This is a genomic window from Vibrio sp. 16, assembly GCF_963681195.1.
In the GTDB taxonomy this organism is placed as follows: domain Bacteria; phylum Pseudomonadota; class Gammaproteobacteria; order Enterobacterales; family Vibrionaceae; genus Vibrio; species Vibrio sinaloensis_D.
This window is the reverse complement of the sequence record NZ_OY808997.1, coordinates 2,773,992-2,790,054: the sequence shown is the minus strand read 5'-3', so window position 1 is coordinate 2,790,054 and position 16,063 is coordinate 2,773,992. Positions and strand designations below refer to the sequence as shown.

At 47.5% G+C, this 16,063-nt stretch carries 16 protein-coding genes; 6 read left to right on the top strand and 10 right to left on the bottom strand.

Annotated elements, in window-relative coordinates:
• Positions 1-133: 133 nt before the first annotated feature.
• The 7 genes from motX to kefG all read right to left on the bottom strand — a co-directional run bounded on the left by motX (position 134) and on the right by kefG (position 6,809).
• Positions 134-772, bottom strand: a complete 639-nt coding sequence (gene motX / locus U9J37_RS12775) for a flagellar protein MotX (protein ID WP_005470916.1) — start codon at positions 770-772, stop codon at positions 134-136.
• A 252-nt stretch (positions 773-1,024) separates the two neighbouring features.
• Positions 1,025-2,341 (bottom strand): adenylosuccinate synthase, encoded by a 1,317-nt coding sequence (locus U9J37_RS12770; RefSeq protein WP_038139284.1) that lies wholly within the window; start codon positions 2,339-2,341, stop codon positions 1,025-1,027.
• A gap of 171 nt (positions 2,342-2,512) precedes the next feature.
• On the bottom strand, positions 2,513-3,454 hold the full coding sequence (locus U9J37_RS12765; protein ID WP_005470985.1) for an isoaspartyl peptidase/L-asparaginase family protein: 942 nt from the start codon (positions 3,452-3,454) through the stop codon (positions 2,513-2,515).
• Between the two features lie 97 nt (positions 3,455-3,551).
• Positions 3,552-4,133, bottom strand: a complete 582-nt coding sequence (gene slyD, locus U9J37_RS12760) for a peptidylprolyl isomerase (RefSeq protein WP_038139279.1) — start codon at positions 4,131-4,133, stop codon at positions 3,552-3,554.
• 93 nt (positions 4,134-4,226) lie between these two features.
• Positions 4,227-4,421: a YheV family putative zinc ribbon protein gene (locus tag U9J37_RS12755; protein ID WP_038139277.1), complete on the bottom strand. Its 195-nt coding sequence runs from the start codon at positions 4,419-4,421 to the stop codon at positions 4,227-4,229.
• A 17-nt stretch (positions 4,422-4,438) separates the two neighbouring features.
• The gene (kefB, locus tag U9J37_RS12750) at positions 4,439-6,235 is read right to left on the bottom strand and encodes a glutathione-regulated potassium-efflux system protein KefB (protein WP_043886755.1); all 1,797 of its coding nucleotides are present in this window, start codon (positions 6,233-6,235) and stop codon (positions 4,439-4,441) included.
• A complete protein-coding gene (kefG, locus tag U9J37_RS12745) occupies positions 6,225-6,809 on the bottom strand; it encodes a glutathione-regulated potassium-efflux system ancillary protein KefG (RefSeq protein WP_005470997.1) in 585 nt (194 codons plus the stop codon). The genes kefB and kefG overlap by 11 nt, the downstream gene beginning before the upstream one ends.
• Before the next feature lie 157 nt (positions 6,810-6,966).
• Here kefG and U9J37_RS12740 point away from each other — a divergent pair, with 157 nt between their 5' ends.
• The 6 genes from U9J37_RS12740 to crp all read left to right on the top strand — a co-directional run bounded on the left by U9J37_RS12740 (position 6,967) and on the right by crp (position 12,429).
• Positions 6,967-8,889 carry an ABC transporter ATP-binding protein gene (locus U9J37_RS12740; RefSeq protein WP_005470868.1) on the top strand — a complete coding sequence of 641 codons (1,923 nt, stop codon included), beginning with the start codon at positions 6,967-6,969 and terminating at the stop codon, positions 8,887-8,889.
• Positions 8,886-9,365, top strand: a complete 480-nt coding sequence (locus U9J37_RS12735; RefSeq protein ID WP_005471127.1) for a TIGR02444 family protein — start codon at positions 8,886-8,888, stop codon at positions 9,363-9,365. The genes U9J37_RS12740 and U9J37_RS12735 overlap by 4 nt, the downstream gene beginning before the upstream one ends.
• A 9-nt stretch (positions 9,366-9,374) precedes the next feature.
• Entirely contained in the window at positions 9,375-10,352 is a 978-nt protein-coding gene (locus U9J37_RS12730) for a hydrolase (protein ID WP_005471153.1), read from the top strand.
• Between the two features lie 38 nt (positions 10,353-10,390).
• Entirely contained in the window at positions 10,391-10,603 is a 213-nt protein-coding gene (locus U9J37_RS12725; protein ID WP_005471041.1) for a YheU family protein, read from the top strand.
• A gap of 82 nt (positions 10,604-10,685) precedes the next feature.
• Positions 10,686-11,555, top strand: coding sequence for a phosphoribulokinase (locus U9J37_RS12720; RefSeq protein WP_005471097.1), 870 nt, complete (start codon positions 10,686-10,688; stop codon positions 11,553-11,555).
• Positions 11,556-11,796: 241 nt separating this feature from the next.
• On the top strand, positions 11,797-12,429 hold the full coding sequence (gene crp, locus U9J37_RS12715) for a cAMP-activated global transcriptional regulator CRP (protein WP_004410522.1): 633 nt from the start codon (positions 11,797-11,799) through the stop codon (positions 12,427-12,429).
• 87 nt (positions 12,430-12,516) lie between these two features.
• On the opposite strand, the gene U9J37_RS12710 is transcribed toward crp, so the two are convergent.
• The 3 genes from U9J37_RS12710 to astA all read right to left on the bottom strand — a co-directional run bounded on the left by U9J37_RS12710 (position 12,517) and on the right by astA (position 16,006).
• Positions 12,517-13,308 (bottom strand): DUF1338 domain-containing protein, encoded by a 792-nt coding sequence (locus tag U9J37_RS12710; RefSeq protein ID WP_005471066.1) that lies wholly within the window; start codon positions 13,306-13,308, stop codon positions 12,517-12,519.
• A gap of 186 nt (positions 13,309-13,494) precedes the next feature.
• A complete protein-coding gene (gene astD / locus U9J37_RS12705; RefSeq protein ID WP_005471006.1) occupies positions 13,495-14,952 on the bottom strand; it encodes a succinylglutamate-semialdehyde dehydrogenase in 1,458 nt (485 codons plus the stop codon).
• A gap of 34 nt (positions 14,953-14,986) precedes the next feature.
• Entirely contained in the window at positions 14,987-16,006 is a 1,020-nt protein-coding gene (gene astA, locus U9J37_RS12700) for an arginine N-succinyltransferase (RefSeq protein WP_005471035.1), read from the bottom strand.
• Positions 16,007-16,063 lie beyond the last annotated feature (57 nt).

Genomic DNA, 16,063 nt, shown 5'->3' with positions numbered 1-16,063 from the left:
AACCTCTACTAAGCTTATGGATCAACGCGAAGATTGTATTGCCTATCAAAGAGACAAAAACGCCCCGACATTGCGGAGCGTTTAGTTTGAATTCATTGGTGAGTGCAGCGACCAAATGTTCAAGGGTTCAGAGTTACCAGAAGGTGTCGCGCTTTTTCGCTCTCACAATAATGTTTTCTGGCATGCGACGTTCTAAACCTTGACGCAGAATTGAAATGCGCTTGTGTGTACGCTGATCTGCAGTGACGGAATTATACAGCCAACGATAGGCATCTTCGTAGTCCAACGGACTGCCATAATCACGCAATAGCAACTCAGCTAAATGGATTCGAGCATTCAAATTACCCATCGCAGCAGCTTCACGCAAATATGGGATCGCACGTTCTTTGTCTTGTTGCACTAAAGTGCCTCTAGAATAGTAACGACCTAACTGCTCAAGCGCAGCAGGTAAACCTTGATGAGCCGCATTTTCCATATAATAAAGGCCAAGCTCAACATCCTGATCGACACACACGCCCCATGCCAACATATCTCCGTAAAGAAACTCGTAAGACGGAAGACTAATGCGCGTTGCTCGCGCAACGATGTCTTCTACCAACTGGCAATTATCCGCTTTGACACGCTCTAGATGTTGATTGTTGTTTATCAGTTTAATCAGTTCTGCTTCGGTATATATAGGTACCGGCTCACCAATTTCAGGCAATTCATTCGCCTGAACTGCCGAGATACTTAAAGCCAATACCATCGAAGCCGCTAATTTTCTTAGCTTCATTGTCTGCACTCTTCACTTCGATCGTGTGTGCTACGGTTTCACTTCGACGAGAAGCTAAAACGATAACACCCGTTTTGCCACAGATGCGGCAAGCTTGATAGTTATATCGGCAATGGGTGCTAACTCTTTAATCAAAATTGCCGCTATCAGGCAAATTGTTGCCATTCACAACCGATAGATCAAGAGAAAAATGGTCATAAAAAAACCAGCACCGGAGTGCTGGTTTTGTAATTCACTGATAGCAATCAGAAATTAAGCTTGGTATGGGTGAACCTTAATGATGGTTTCATTACGGTCAGGGCCAGTAGAAATAATATCAACTGGGATACCCGTTAGCTCTTCGATACGCTTGATGTAATCTAGAGCTGCTTGAGGCAGTGCGTCTAGAGTCTTAGCACCGAATGTGGTTTCAGACCAACCAGGCATTGTTTCGTAGATTGGCGTAGCTTCTTCAAAAGACTCAGCAGCCATTGGCGAAACTTCTAGGATAGAGCCATCTTTCATCTTGTAACCAGTACAGATTTTGATCTCTTTTAGCCCATCAAGAACGTCTAGTTTCGTTAGACACATACCCGTTAGAGAGTTGATTTGGATTGCGCGGCGCATTGCTACTGCATCAAACCAACCTGTACGACGTAGACGACCTGTTGTTGCACCAAACTCGTGGCCAACAGTACCTAGGTGTTTACCGATTGGATCTTGCTTGTCTTGACCATCGTATAGCTCAGTTGGGAATGGACCTGAACCAACGCGAGTACAGTACGCCTTAGTAATACCAAGAATGTAACCGATGTGACGAGGACCAAAACCAGAACCTGCAGCAACACCACCAGCAGTCGTGTTAGAAGAAGTTACGTATGGGTAAGTACCGTGGTCGATATCTAGTAGCGTACCTTGAGCACCTTCGAACATGATCTTGTCGCCGCGCTTACGTGCTGCGTCTAGTTCGTCAGTTACGTCCATAACCATTGAGGTTAGTAGGTCTGCGTAACCCATGCACTGCTCAAGAACTTCATCGTAGCTTACTGTTTCAGCTTTGTAGAAGTGCTCTAGTTGGAAGTTATGGAATTCCATGACTTCTTTTAGTTTCTCAGCGAACATTTCTTTATCGAAAAGGTCACCAACGCGTAGACCGCGACGAGCAACTTTATCTTCGTAAGCTGGACCGATACCACGGCCTGTTGTACCAATCGCTTTTTTACCGCGAGCAAGTTCACGCGCGTTATCGATAGCGATGTGGTAAGGAAGAATTAGAGGACAAGCTTCAGAAACGAAAAGACGCTCGCGTACTGGGATGCCGCGCTCTTCTAGAGGCTTCATTTCTTTAAGAAGTGCTTCAGGCGAGAGTACAACGCCGTTACCGATAACACATTTTACGTTATCGCGTAGGATGCCTGATGGAATTAAGTGAAGAACGGTTTTTTCACCGTCAATTACAAGAGTGTGACCAGCATTGTGACCGCCTTGGTAGCGAACCACATACTTTGCATCTTCAGTTAAAAGGTCAACGATTTTACCTTTACCTTCGTCACCCCATTGGGTGCCCAGAACGACTACGTTATTTCCCATCTTTCCAGTATCTGTTGCTAGTTAAAAATGGATTCTAGCACTGAATCACATTTCTTGCAGTCATTTTTTAATCATCCATGCGTAATACTGATTAAACAAAGCCATGTTTAAAACAACTGCGATTAATATCAATCAGTTAGTGCTTTCCTGACGAAACATCACCGCCAGAGGTTACTCATCGGCGTATATTTTTACGCTCAGTTTCCCATCTCTATCGATACCCGCGCGATACATCCCAGAACTGTTCATTGAAAAATGTAGGTTACCTTGCGCATCCACCGCTATCAGACCGCCTTCTCCGCCCATCTGTTTCAATTCCCCTTGGATAATGGTTTCACAGGCGGTGTGTACATCTTCTTTGAGATAGCGCATTCGAGCAGCAACGTCCCCGGCAACCATTTTACGAATGAAGAATTCACCCATACCTGTGGTTGAAACGGCCACATTACCGTTCTCTGCAAAGGTACCGGCACCAATAATCGAAGAGTCGCCGACGCGACCATATTTCTTATTTGTCACGCCCCCTGTGCTGGTTGCTGCCGCTAAGTTCCCTTTTTGATCCAAAGCCACGGCGCCGACCGTGCCGTACTTTTTATCATCGGGGTATTTAGATTCTGAGAGCGCAAATAGGCCTTTCTCTTTCATCGAGAGTAATTGCTCATAGCGGCGATCAGTAAAGAAGTAATCCTGCTCGGTAAATGAGTAGCCCTGCTCAAACGCGAACTGTTCAGCCCCGTCACCAATCAGTAGTACGTGGTTGCTTTTCTGCATCACATCACGAGCAAGCTCTATCGGGTTTTTAATATGGCGCACCCCAGCCACTGCGCCAGCTTCGGCCTTAGCTCCGTGCATGACGGAGGCATCCATCTCAACCATCTCTTTATGAGTGAGGACCGAACCTTTGCCAGCATTAAAGTTAGGAGAATCTTCGAGCACCTTCACCGCAGCAACAACCGCATCAAGTGCATCACCAGATTGAAGAAGAATCTCATGCCCTGCGCGAACGGACCGCTCGAGATCAGCGAGGATCGCAGCCTTGAGCTCATCGCTCATTTGCTCACGTAGAATGGTTCCGGCTCCGCCATGAACGGCGATTGAGAAAGGCTTTGTCATCGGTTGGACTCCTTCAATCTAACGACCTTACTGGGACAAAAAAGGCGCTCCCCGTTTTACAGGAAACGCCTCTTGTTACTCGCTAATCATCTATGGATTAGTGAGAACCGCAGCTACCGCCACCGCAGCAACCGTCTTTTTTCTCTTCACCGTGGTCATGACCTTCGCCACCACAACAACCACCTTCGTGATCGTGGTCGTGACCACAACCACCAGCTTGATGAACATGGCCGTGTTCGATCTCTTCTGCTGTTGCTTCGCGTAGAGCGACAACTTCAACATCAAACGTCAGTGTTTGACCTGCTAGCATGTGGTTACCGTCAACCACAACTTCATCACCGTCAACTTCTGTTACTTCAACAGGGATTGGACCTTGGTCAGTATCCGCTAGGAAACGCATACCCACTTCGATTTGCTCAACACCTTGGAAAACATCGGCAGGAACGCGTTGTACTAGTGCGTCATTGTGCTCACCGTACGCTTCTTCTGGAGAAACAGTAACAGAGAACTTCGCGCCCGCTTCCTTACCTTCTAGTGCAGTTTCAAGACCAGTGATTAGGTTGTTGTTGCCGTGTAGGTAATCTAGAGGCGCGTCAGTTGTAGACTGATCAACAACAACACCGTCTTCTAGCTTTACTTGGTAAGCAAGACTTACTACTACGTTCTTTTCGATTTTCATATTGGCTCCAAGGAGGATAAAGGACCACAGCTAACCCTATGGTCAGCAAACTTTCTACTGGGGTTATTATGGGGATGATTCAGAGAAACTCAATCAATCCGGCTTAAAAATCCCGATCATTTCTTCGCCGCTGTGCTTGGTCGTTTCCATGGACTCGGGTTTTCTTTGATCTTGGTGACCACACTCGACACACTCAACCAGTTCGATATTATTTTCTATCCACCAACGTAATGTGTCTTGTTCTGAACACTTCGGGCAGTTGGCGCCTGCGATAAATCTTTTTTTCATGTTACGACTCTATTGGATTAATCCCAGAAGTTCTTCGCTTGTTGATCGCTTTCCATTTCACGACCAAAAATCTCTTCCAGTTCTTTACGGGCTTCTTTGGCTCTTAAGGCCAATTGCTTATCATCTTGATGCTGAGGGAGGAGCTCTTTGAGCATCGCGTTATCAAGTTTCCTAAAATGGGCTTCCGCTCGTTTGGCTTGATACGGATGCATTCCCAACTCAACCAACGCCTGACGGCCTAGATCGAGTGCACCAAGGAAGGTTTCACGAGAATAGCTTTCAACACCATGGCTCAGCAACTGATAAGCTTCTACGCGACTGCGTGCTCGAGCGAGCAAACGTAGCTTAGGAAAATGCGTCTGACAGAGTTCTACGATCTTCATGATCTCATCCGGTGAGTCGGTACAAATGACCATGGCTTCGGCTTTGTCTGCACCAGCGGCTCGCAATAAATCGAGCTGAGTGGCATCACCGTAGTAAACTTTGTAGCCATACTTTCTCAGCAACTGAATTTGGCTAGCATCACTTTCCAGCACCGTCACTTTGATCTTGTTGGCGTACATAAGACGGCCAATGATTTGACCAAAACGACCAAAGCCCGCAATGATGACGCGAGGCTGCTTATTGATGACATCGCTAGCCAGTGTTGCTTCTGTTTCTGCGTTTAGTCCTCTCGCATACCATTTGTTCTGCGCCATCAGTAATAGAGGGGTGGTGACCATAGATAAGCTGACTACAACAAGCAAGAAAGCCGTCTGCTCTTGGTTAAGAAGCCCTTCGGCACTCGCAGCGGTAAAGATAACGAAGGCGAACTCACCACCTTGGCTTAAAATCGCCGCCATTTTACTGCGCGATTTTGCACGACTACCATAAAGACGCGCTAAGAAATAAAGAATCGCCCCTTTCACCGCAACCAAGCTGAATACCGTCACAAGGACAGCAAATGGTTCTAACGCAAGCAACCCTAAGTTGACCGCCATACCCACGGCAATGAAGAAGAGTCCAAGCAGCAAACCTTTAAACGGTTCTATCGCGATTTCTAACTCGTGACGATACTCGCTTTCCGCAAGTAACACTCCAGCAAGAAAGGTTCCTAGCGCCATAGATAAACCAAGCTGCTTCATGATTAGAGCAATGCCTATCACCAGCAAGAGTGCCGCGACAGTAAACAATTCACGCACGCCACTAATCACGACATAACGGAACAATGGTCGCAGCAAGAAGTGACCACCAACCAACAGCCCGCCTACGCCAGCAAACATCCACAGCGCATCCCACGCATTGCCTGCCGTGTTTCCGGCAAGTAAGGGCAAAATCGCCAACATGGGAATCACGGCGATATCTTGGAATAGCAATACTGCAAAACCCGACTGACCCGCTTCTTTGCCTGCCAACCCTTGCTCTTCAATCACTTTCAAAGCAATGGCTGTCGAGGAAAGCGCCAGTCCCATTCCAATTACTAAACTGGTTTGCCAACTGGTTCCCGCTAAATAAGCAACGCTGGATATCACACAAGTTGTGATGACCACTTGCGCGCCGCCTAAACCGAGAATCGGTCCTTTCATTTGTAATAGCTTTTTCGGGTTCAGCTCCAAGCCGATCAGAAAGAGCAGCAAGACGACACCAAACTCAGCGAAGTGGAGAATCGCTTCAACGTCGCTGATCAAGCCCAGCCCCCAAGGGCCGATCGCCACACCAGCGAGAAGGTAACCCAATACCGAGCCAAGCCCCATTCGTTGCGCAAGGGGCACCGCCACTACCGCTGCGGTCAAGAAAATCACACTACTTTGGAGGAAATCACTTTCAAGCGCCATGCTCGCCTCCTAATTCTTCTGGGTAAACATACAATGGGTCATTCAACCATTGTCGATACGCTTCAGCGTGTTGGTAGCGCTCCATTTCGGAGACATTTCTTGCCCAGTAAAGCACTAAAGGTTCAATCCAATGCATTTGACACAATGCTGCAGTGAGCTCAAAAGGTTGAAGTATCTCTGATAAAGGATAGCGGTTGTAGCCACCTTTACTAAATGCTTCCTCTTGACCTCCTGTCGTAATCACACTGCGCCAATATTTGCCCTTCAACGCCTCACCGCCACCAAACGCAAATCCTTTCCCGAGCACTCGGTCTAGCCACTCTTTTAGCAATGCTGGGCAAGAGTACATATAAAGAGGGTGATGAAACACGATCACATCATGTTCGATAAGTCGTTGGTGCTCCGCGGCGACATCAATAAAAAAATCGGGATAGTGCGCGTAAAGATCATGCACGGTGACATGCTCAAGTGATTGAATTTTCTTGAGCATCATTTGGTTGGCCACTGACGACTGTGACTCAGGGTGGGCATACAGCACCAAAACTTTGGGCTTTTGCGTGGCTAAACTCTGCATTCCTTGGACAGCAATCCTTGTGTTTCGAATGTATTCTATTGTTTTTATAGGTTATCAGTTTGTTATACGTGGTTAGCGCAAATAACGCAATAATCGACTTTTAATCTTATTCCCCCTACTATTCGACGCAATACGAGCAAAGATAAAGCAAACAACTATGATCACCTTCTCTGGCATACAGCTACTACGTGGCGGAAAACCCCTTCTTGAGCAAGCTTCAGCAACCATTCATCCCGGCGACAAAGTGGGCCTGGTCGGAAAAAATGGCTGCGGTAAGTCGACGCTTTTTGCATTAATTAAAGACGAGCTGTCTATTGATGCGGGCAACTTCAGCAAACCTGCTCATTGGGAACTAGCATGGGTCGCTCAAGAAACTCCTGCTCTCGAGCGTAGCGCCATTGAGTACGTAATCGATGGTGATCGTGAATATCGAAAGCTAGAAGCCGATCTTGCACAGGCGGAGCAACAAGACAAAGGGACGCTAGTTGCCGAAATCCACGGCCAAATTGAAACCATCGGGGGGTACAGTATCCGCGCTCGTGCGGCGGAACTATTGGATGGTTTAGGCTTTAGCCAAGAGCAAATGAGTTGGAACTTAACTCAGTTCTCGGGGGGCTGGCGTATGCGCTTGAACCTAGCTCAAGCTCTGCTTTGCCGCTCAGATTTGTTGCTTCTTGATGAACCAACCAACCACTTGGACTTAGATGCCGTGATGTGGCTAGAACGCTGGCTACAAAACTACCCCGGTACACTCGTGCTTATCTCACACGACCGAGACTTTCTCGATCCTATTGTCGGTCGTGTCATTCACGTCGAGAATCAGTTACTGAACGAGTACACCGGCAACTACTCATCATTTGAAGAACAGCGCGCTCAGAAGCTTATCTTGCAACAAGCGCAATTTGAGAAGCAACAAAAGCAGATGTCGCACATGCAAAGCTACATCGACCGCTTCCGCTACAAAGCCTCGAAAGCTCGCCAAGCACAGAGCCGAATCAAAGCCTTAGAGAAAATGGAGAAGGTTCTGCCTGCGCAGCTCGATAACCCATTCAGCTTCCAATTTCGCGATCCAGATGCGCTGCCAAACCCTATCATCATGATGGATGAGGTATCAGCAGGCTATGGCGATAATCTTATCTTAGAAAAAATCCGCCTCAACCTCGTACCTGGCAGTCGCATTGGTCTACTTGGTCGCAATGGCGCAGGTAAATCAACGCTGATTAAGTTGCTTTCTCGTGAACTCAATCCTCAAGGGGGCGACTTAACCTATTCACAAGGCGTGAAGATTGGCTACTTTGCTCAGCATCAACTAGAAACGCTTCACCCAGAAGAAACACCGTTGCAGCACATGATGCAGATCGCGCCTGACAAGAATGAGCTCGAGCTGCGTAATTATCTCGGCAGTTTTGGCTTCCAAGGCGATAAAGCGCTAGAAAAAGTAGCGCCGTTTTCCGGTGGCGAGAAAGCACGTCTGGTGCTGGCATTAATCGTATGGCAAAAACCGAACTTGCTGCTGCTCGATGAACCAACGAACCACCTAGATTTGGATATGCGTCAAGCGCTAACTATGGCTCTGCAAACCTTTGAGGGGGCGATGGTGATTGTCTCGCACGACCGCTACCTACTGCGTGCGACCACCGATGATCTTTACCTGGTTCATGATCGCCAAGTTGCCCCATTTGATGGCGATTTGAACGACTACTACAAATGGCTAACAGAGCAACAAAAAGCGGAGCGACGTGAAGCCCAAGCTCAGCAACCAGAGAAAACGAGTGCGAACAGCGCGGCGGCCAAAAAAGACCAGAAACGCCGTGAAGCTGAATTTCGCAAGCAAACCGCGCCAATTCGCAAAAACCTGACAAAGTTAGAAGAAAAAATGGATAAGTTGGGTGAATCGTTAGCGGAAGCGGAAACGCAATTATCCGATAACTCACTTTATGAAGCCGAAAATAAAGCTAAACTTAATCAAGTACTCGCCATTCAAGCCAACAGCAAAGCCGAGCTTGAAGATGTTGAAATGGAATGGATGGCTCTCCAAGAAGAGCTAGAACAGATGGAGCAGGAGTTCAGTAGCCAATGAGTTCAGAGCACGCACAAATTTCTTTAACACTTGAGCGCTTGTGGCAATTTAGCTTGCAGTACTACAGTGTGCGAGAAGTAAAAGAGGCGTGCTTAGCTCTGCAAAATCAGTTTAAAGGTAACGTCAATTTATTACTGCTGCTCAAATGGCTCGACGAACAACAGGTCTGTTTTGGTGAGCAAGATTGGCATCGTGTTGAGGAGTGTCTCGGGCGCTCCGAAGCCCTACTCCTCAATTTCCGCGAGTTAAGGCGAAAGCTAAAAAGCCAAGTGCCAGACACTGTCTATCGAGAATCGCTTCAATTCGAACTGCAACTCGAAAAACAGCAGCAGTCTGATCTGGTTGATTGCATTAACAGTATTCAATTGGAAAAGAATCTCGGCGAGCCACTTACGCTTCGGTATTGCCGTCAACTTGGTGGCGAGCGCCTCTATTCAGCCTTCGCTGAGCCCATTGATAACATCGCCAACCTATAGAGACTGTTTATGACTCAGTTTGTCGCCGCCAAAGGGCTTTCCAATCCCCACCTTCAAACCCTAGCTCCGCGCTTAATTCGAAAAAAAGCGCTGTTTGAGCCTATCTGGCAAACACTTGATACCCCCGATGGTGACTTCCTTGACATCGCTTGGGGTGAAGATAACCAGACCACAGCGGCCAAAAGCAAACCGATTTTCGTTCTGTTCCACGGACTGGAAGGATGCTTCTACAGCCCTTACGCCAATGGCTTGATGGATGCGTTTAACAAACAAGGTTGGCTCTCCGTCATGATGCACTTTCGCGGCTGCAGCGGTAAGCCGAACAAGTTAGCGCGCGCTTATCACTCTGGTGAAGTCGAAGATGCCCGTTTCTTTTTGCAGTACCTCAATAGTCTATTTCCTTCTCAAAAGAAGGTTGCCGTTGGGATTTCACTTGGCGGAAATATGCTGGCGAACTACTTGGCTAAGTATAATCAAGACCCACTACTCGATGCCGCAACGATTGTCTCCGCGCCATTGGATCTCTCGGCCTGCTCGGAGCGAATTGAACAAGGCTTTTCTAAGCTCTACAAAAACTACTTACTCTCCTCTTTGAAAAAGAGCGCCTTGCAGAAGCACCACTTACTCAAGGGCGAGTTAGGGCTAACTTATCAATGCATCAAACGGGTGACGCGATTGTACGAGTTTGACGACTTAATCACCGCGCCGCTGCATGGATTTAAAGATGCCGAAGATTACTACCAGCGCTGTTCGGGCATCCACCGCCTGAAAGAGATCAAAGTCCCGACGCAAATCATTCATGCCAAAGACGACCCGTTTATGACTGATGCGGTGATCCCCAAGTATGTGCTGCCCGATAACATCGATTACCGGCTGTTTGATCAAGGCGGTCATGTCGGCTTTGTTACCGGCAGCGCCATCAAACCGCGGTTTTGGCTGGAAGAAGCCCTGCCCGCCTACTATGAAAGTCTCACCGATCCGGCATAATAGCGCCTCATCTGCGAACATAAAATCTAGAGGTATTTATGATTGTTCCTTGGCAAGACATTGCACCAGAGACATTAGAAAACTTGATTCGTGAGTTTGTCCTTAGGGAAGGAACCGACTACGGAGCGGTAGAGGTGTCACTGCAAAGCAAGATTGACCAAATTAAGAAACAGCTCGAGTCGGGTGATGCGGTCGTGGTTTTCTCCGAGTTACATGAAACCGTCGACATTCAACTCAAAAACAAATTTTAGAGAACTGCATACAATGACGGTTTACTAAAGCGTGCTATAGTGAACTCCGATTACAGGAACGTATTCAACGACAAGGTTTGTCATGTCAGCAAAACATCCAATTATTGCCGTTACCGGTTCTTCTGGCGCCGGTACTACCACTACTTCAGAAGCTTTCCGTAAGATGTTCAATATGATGAACGTCAAACCCGCATGGGTTGAAGGCGACAGCTTCCATCGCTTCACACGACCAGAAATGGATGTGGAGATCCGTAAGGCGCGCGAGCAAGGCCGCCATATTAGTTACTTTGGCCCACAAGCTAACGACTTTCCTGCGCTAGCAGAGTTCTTTCGTAAATATGGCCATGAAGGTACAGGGCAAGTTCGCCGCTACCTGCACACCTTTGACGAGGCAGTGCCATACAACCAAATGCCTGGCACCTTCACCCCTTGGCAAGACTTGCCAGAGAACTCCGACGTTCTTTTCTACGAAGGGTTGCATGGCGGCGTCGTCGATGGCGATGTTAACGTTGCCCAGCATGTGGACTTCTTGATTGGCATGGTTCCAATCGTGAACTTAGAGTGGATTCAAAAGTTTGTTCGAGACACACGCGATCGAGGTCACTCTCGTGAAGCGGTGATGGATTCGATTGTTCGTTCGATGGACGACTACCTCAACTACATCACCCCACAGTTTTCGCGCACCCACATTAACTTTCAACGAGTGCCGACCGTCGATACATCCAATCCTTTAAATGCAAAAGGCATCCCGAGCTTGGATGAGAGTTTCGTGGTCATTCGCTTGCGCGGAATTAAGAACGTCGATTTCCCATACTTACTGGCAATGATTGATGGTTCATTTATGTCGCGACATAACACCATAGTCGTGCCTGGTGGCAAGATGAGTTTTGCGATGGAATTGATCGTTCGTCCTATCCTTCAGCAACTCATCGAAACAGGAAAAATTGGCTAGAACTCACGGCTAGAACACGATTACTTTTCATACCGTGATCATGTGCACAGTTTTGCGTAGCAAAACCCAAGTAGGACCCGATTAAAATCAAGAAATCGTTTTCGAAAAAGGATACTATTTGTAACCGAAACACAAGTTGGCTTGCAGCATTTGTAAAGTGCTCTTATCCTAGTAAGCCTATTTAAGGCTTAGCTAAAACATGGAAAGCGGCAAGCGTACCCTGCAGAGGAAGTGAGATATTATGGTTCTAGGTAAACCTCAAACCGACCCAACATTAGAGTGGTTCCTTTCACACTGTCATATTCATAAGTACCCATCAAAAAGCACGCTAATTCACGCGGGCGAGAAAGCTGAGACGTTGTACTACATCGTTAAAGGTTCAGTTGCGGTTCTTATTAAAGACGAAGAAGGTAAGGAAATGATCCTTTCTTACCTAAACCAAGGTGACTTTATCGGTGAACTTGGTCTATTCGAAGAAGACCAAGAGCGTACCGCATGGGTTCGTGCTAAATCTCCTTGTGAAGTAGCAGAAATTTCATTCAAGAAGTTCCGTCAGCTAATTCAAGTAAACCCAGATATCCTAATGCGCCTTTCAGCGCAAATGGCAAGCCGCCTTCAAGTGACAAGCCAAAAAGTGGGCGACCTTGCGTTCTTAGACGTTACTGGCCGTATCGCGCAAACGCTACTAAACCTAGCGAAGCAACCAGATGCGATGACTCACCCAGACGGCATGCAAATCAAGATCACTCGTCAAGAAATCGGTCAAATCGTTGGCTGTTCTCGTGAGACAGTAGGTCGTATCTTGAAGATGCTAGAAGAGCAGAACCTAATCTCTGCTCACGGTAAGACAATCGTTGTTTACGGTACTCGTTAATCTCGATTAACTGCTGAATTTTAAAAGCCACCCATTGGGTGGCTTTTTGTTTATGAGCAATACAAACTAGGTAATCCCTGTTCTAACTTACCCATTGGTGCTTTCAAAAATCTTATCAGCAGACGCCGCAACAAACCCTGGATAGAGCTCGCCGTTGCTCATTGGATAACGCTTGGCAAACTCATAGAAACCACCCGGGATAATCTCTGTGCCTTCAGTAAATTGCACGGGGACTTTGTCTGCCATAGTGGATGACTGTTCGAGCAACACATCAGGAGATCCTTTCACCTCACCACCAAACTCATTGATGGTAAAGCCTGCATCACGCAGATGGTTGTTCACATCAACCACTTCGTTAAACGCATTTAACTGATTAACGCTCACAGTAAAGTGGTTTGCACCATAACCATGGGCAGCTAACCAAGAAGCGTATTCACTCTCTTTTGCCAACGTCTGGAAATCAGCGTAGCTAAGATCCCACAAACGTCCGCCATACAAAAACTCTGGGCTTTGCAATTGAGAGGCGTCTACCTGCTCAACCAGTTTAGCCACGATAGCCTGCAACTCGGCTGAACACTCATCGACTTTGAGTTCACTGATGAATACTTTCGGTTGCGTTGGATCTGGATGTTCAAAATGCTTGGCGACTAACTTTTTGCTCTCAAACACATAGTCACCACAAGGGGTGTAACCAGCATCAAGGAATGGTTGAGCCAGCGTCGCAATGCCTAACGGCTCAACATTGAAGGTGCGCAAAGCAATATGGTCGTTGATCAATGCTTCGTCTTCTTGCAGAAGTTGATGCACTTTTTCAGCAGAGGGACATAAGCGTTGAATATAGTCATTCCATAACGGTTGGAACAAAACATCTGGCGTCATAACGCCTCCTTGTATCGGGGTTGTTTACGTTAAAGAGAGCTTTATTAGTATTGTTTTTCGATATAAAAGAGGCCACCTAACCAAAATGTGTCCAGAAAATCTGATTAGGTAGCCTTCAACCTGTGACGTTTAAAGTGCCTTTCGGCTGAGAAAGGCAATAAGGGAAACCTTAGTGGTTTATTATGGTTATAGATCTAACCCTGGGCTTAACGTAGCAGGCAGCAATGTTTCGCTGCCTTCCATCGAAGCCATTGGGTAAGCACAATAGTCTGCGGCATAGTAAGCGCTTGGACGTAAATTACCCGATGCGCCTGGACCGCCAAATGGTGCATCACCACTCGCGCCAGTGAGCTGACGGTTGCGGTTTACGATACCCGCACGGATATGGTCAACAAAGTACTCCCACTCGCTGTCATCGGTAGACACTAGGCCAGCCGATAAGCCAAAGCGTGTGTCGTTAGCCAGTTCCACCGCTTTTTCCAAGCCTTGGTAGCGAACGACTTGCAGCAACGGGCCGAAGTACTCTTCATCTGGCAGCTCTGCAATCGCAGTGACATCAATGATACCCGGTGTAACAAATGCCGCCTCACCCGCTTTCGCCTCGATTAGACTCTCACCGCCAAGCTTTTGCAGATTCGCTTGCGCAGCAAGGATAAAGTCAGCGGCAGCTTTTGAAATTTGAGGCCCCATAAACGGAGCAGGCTCTGCAAATGGCTGGTCGACACGGATCTTGTTAGTCGCTTCCACCAGTTTGCTCACTAATAGGTCACCTTTATCACCTACAGGCACATACAAGCGACGCGCACAGGTACAACGCTGCCCTGCACTGATGAATGCCGACTGAATAATGGTATAAACCGTCGCATCAAGGTCACCATAGCTCTCAGAGATAACCATCGGGTTGTTGCCGCCCATCTCTAAAGCCAGCATCTTGCCAGGTTGTCCTGCAAACTGCTTGTGCAGAATGTGTCCGGTGTTTGCACTACCCGTGAATAGTACGCCATCAAGACCTTTCGAATCAGCGAGCGCTATTCCCGTCTCTTTGGCACCTTGAACTAGGTTAATCACGCCCTTTGGTAGACCAACTTGATCCCACAGTTTCATCGCAAACTCACCGGTTAGTGGCGTTTGCTCTGATGGTTTGAATACCACTGTGTTACCGGCCAAAAGGGCTGGCACGATGTGACCATTTGGCAAATGACCCGGGAAGTTATACGGACCAAATACCGCCATCACACCCAGTGGGCGATGACGTAGAACAATCTGGTTGCCTGCTGCTTCGCGCTGCGCTTCACCGGTGCGATCATGGTATGCGCGAATCGAAATAGCAATTTTACCGGCCATTGCTGCCGCTTCTGTACGCGTTTCCCAGATTGGCTTGCCCGTTTCTTTGGCAATGATTTCCGCAATCTGCTCGCTGTTCTCTTTCACTTTTTCGGCAAAGGCCAAAACAATCGCCTCGCGCTCTGCAAAGCTCATTTTCTTCCAACCGAGAAACGCACTGCGTGCCGCCGATACCGCTTGCTCGACTTGTTCAGGCGTTGCACTGTCGCCTTGCCAAATCACTTCGTTGTTGTACGGGCTTTGCGAACTCATCGGCTCGCCTTGTCCCGCAACCCATTCACCTGCAATCCAATGTGTCATAACTTCTTCCTTCAAATTCTTTATACATTCAGGCTTACTGAGCCAACATTCGAACGAATTCGCCTTCGCTTACTTTGAGTGCATCCGCTACCTCAGGAGAAAGAATCACGGATTCGGTCTCTCGGTCATAGGACGCTTTTGCCGCTGTCGCGCGGAAATTTTCAAAAGACGTATTAGAAATCAAGTAATCGTTCGCGCTTGAATGCTCCGCGATGGTCACTTTGGCTCGGAACGAGTGACGTACCGATTCAATATTACGCACATCACATTCAACCGTTGGGCCACCATCGAAAATATCGACGTAGTTACGGCAAGTGAAACCTTCCTTTTCAAGTAAGCGCAGCGCTGGGCGTGTGTTCTCGTGCACTTCACCAATTACCGCTTGTGCTTCTTTGCTCAGTAGGTTGATGTAGATGGGCAACTTAGGCATAAGGTCGGCAATAAAGCCTTTCTTACCGATACCTGTTAGGTAGTCAGCCATGGTGAAATCGATCGAGAAGAAATGCTCTTGCAGCCACTGCCAGAATGGCGAATTACCTTCTTCGTCAGACACACCACGCATCTCAGCAAAGACAGTTTTAGAGAAGCGATGTGGGTGTTCAGCCATCATCAAGAAACGACACTTCGACATCAAACGACCATTCAAACCGCCACGGAATGTTGGTCTTAGAAACAGCGTACAAATCTCACTACATCCGGTGTAGTTGTTACCAAATGTCAGTAACTTAACGACATTGTTAACGCCCAGCTTTGCTGAAGAATGAACAATCGTACTGATATGGTAAGAGTAAAAAGGCACATCCCAGCCAATTGAAGCTTCAATTCCGGTACAACCCGCTACTTCGCCAGTTTCACTATCAAAACCGACCATTAGGTAACCTTCATCACCGGGCTTAGTAACATCTGGCTTGGTAAAACTGTACTCTGAATGAGTAATTCGATTGGTTAACAATTGTTCGTTAACTGGTAGAGATGTAAATCCGTGACCCGATTCTACGGCGCAAGTGTGTAGTGCGTCGTAATCCGACATTGCGATAGGGCGAACAACTAGCATCGATACTCCCTCCTGATGCTCATACCAACACCACCAGCTATTTTGAAGAACAACTGG

What these genes read in the sequence shown, in the direction of transcription:
- motX (WP_005470916.1), bottom strand. Translation starts at nt 772, where the DNA reads ATGAAGCTAAGAAAATTAGCGGCTTCGATGGTATTGGCTTTAAGTATC.
- U9J37_RS12770 (WP_038139284.1), bottom strand. Translation starts at nt 2,341, where the DNA reads ATGGGAAATAACGTAGTCGTTCTGGGCACCCAATGGGGTGACGAAGGT.
- U9J37_RS12765 (WP_005470985.1), bottom strand. Translation starts at nt 3,454, where the DNA reads ATGACAAAGCCTTTCTCAATCGCCGTTCATGGCGGAGCCGGAACCATT.
- slyD (WP_038139279.1), bottom strand. Translation starts at nt 4,133, where the DNA reads ATGAAAATCGAAAAGAACGTAGTAGTAAGTCTTGCTTACCAAGTAAAG.
- U9J37_RS12755 (WP_038139277.1), bottom strand. Translation starts at nt 4,421, where the DNA reads ATGAAAAAAAGATTTATCGCAGGCGCCAACTGCCCGAAGTGTTCAGAA.
- kefB (WP_043886755.1), bottom strand. Translation starts at nt 6,235, where the DNA reads ATGGCGCTTGAAAGTGATTTCCTCCAAAGTAGTGTGATTTTCTTGACC.
- kefG (WP_005470997.1), bottom strand. Translation starts at nt 6,809, where the DNA reads ATGCAGAGTTTAGCCACGCAAAAGCCCAAAGTTTTGGTGCTGTATGCC.
- U9J37_RS12740 (WP_005470868.1), top strand. Translation starts at nt 6,967, where the DNA reads ATGATCACCTTCTCTGGCATACAGCTACTACGTGGCGGAAAACCCCTT.
- U9J37_RS12735 (WP_005471127.1), top strand. Translation starts at nt 8,886, where the DNA reads ATGAGTTCAGAGCACGCACAAATTTCTTTAACACTTGAGCGCTTGTGG.
- U9J37_RS12730 (WP_005471153.1), top strand. Translation starts at nt 9,375, where the DNA reads ATGACTCAGTTTGTCGCCGCCAAAGGGCTTTCCAATCCCCACCTTCAA.
- U9J37_RS12725 (WP_005471041.1), top strand. Translation starts at nt 10,391, where the DNA reads ATGATTGTTCCTTGGCAAGACATTGCACCAGAGACATTAGAAAACTTG.
- U9J37_RS12720 (WP_005471097.1), top strand. Translation starts at nt 10,686, where the DNA reads ATGTCAGCAAAACATCCAATTATTGCCGTTACCGGTTCTTCTGGCGCC.
- crp (WP_004410522.1), top strand. Translation starts at nt 11,797, where the DNA reads ATGGTTCTAGGTAAACCTCAAACCGACCCAACATTAGAGTGGTTCCTT.
- U9J37_RS12710 (WP_005471066.1), bottom strand. Translation starts at nt 13,308, where the DNA reads ATGACGCCAGATGTTTTGTTCCAACCGTTATGGAATGACTATATTCAA.
- astD (WP_005471006.1), bottom strand. Translation starts at nt 14,952, where the DNA reads ATGACACATTGGATTGCAGGTGAATGGGTTGCGGGACAAGGCGAGCCG.
- astA (WP_005471035.1), bottom strand. Translation starts at nt 16,006, where the DNA reads ATGCTAGTTGTTCGCCCTATCGCAATGTCGGATTACGACGCACTACAC.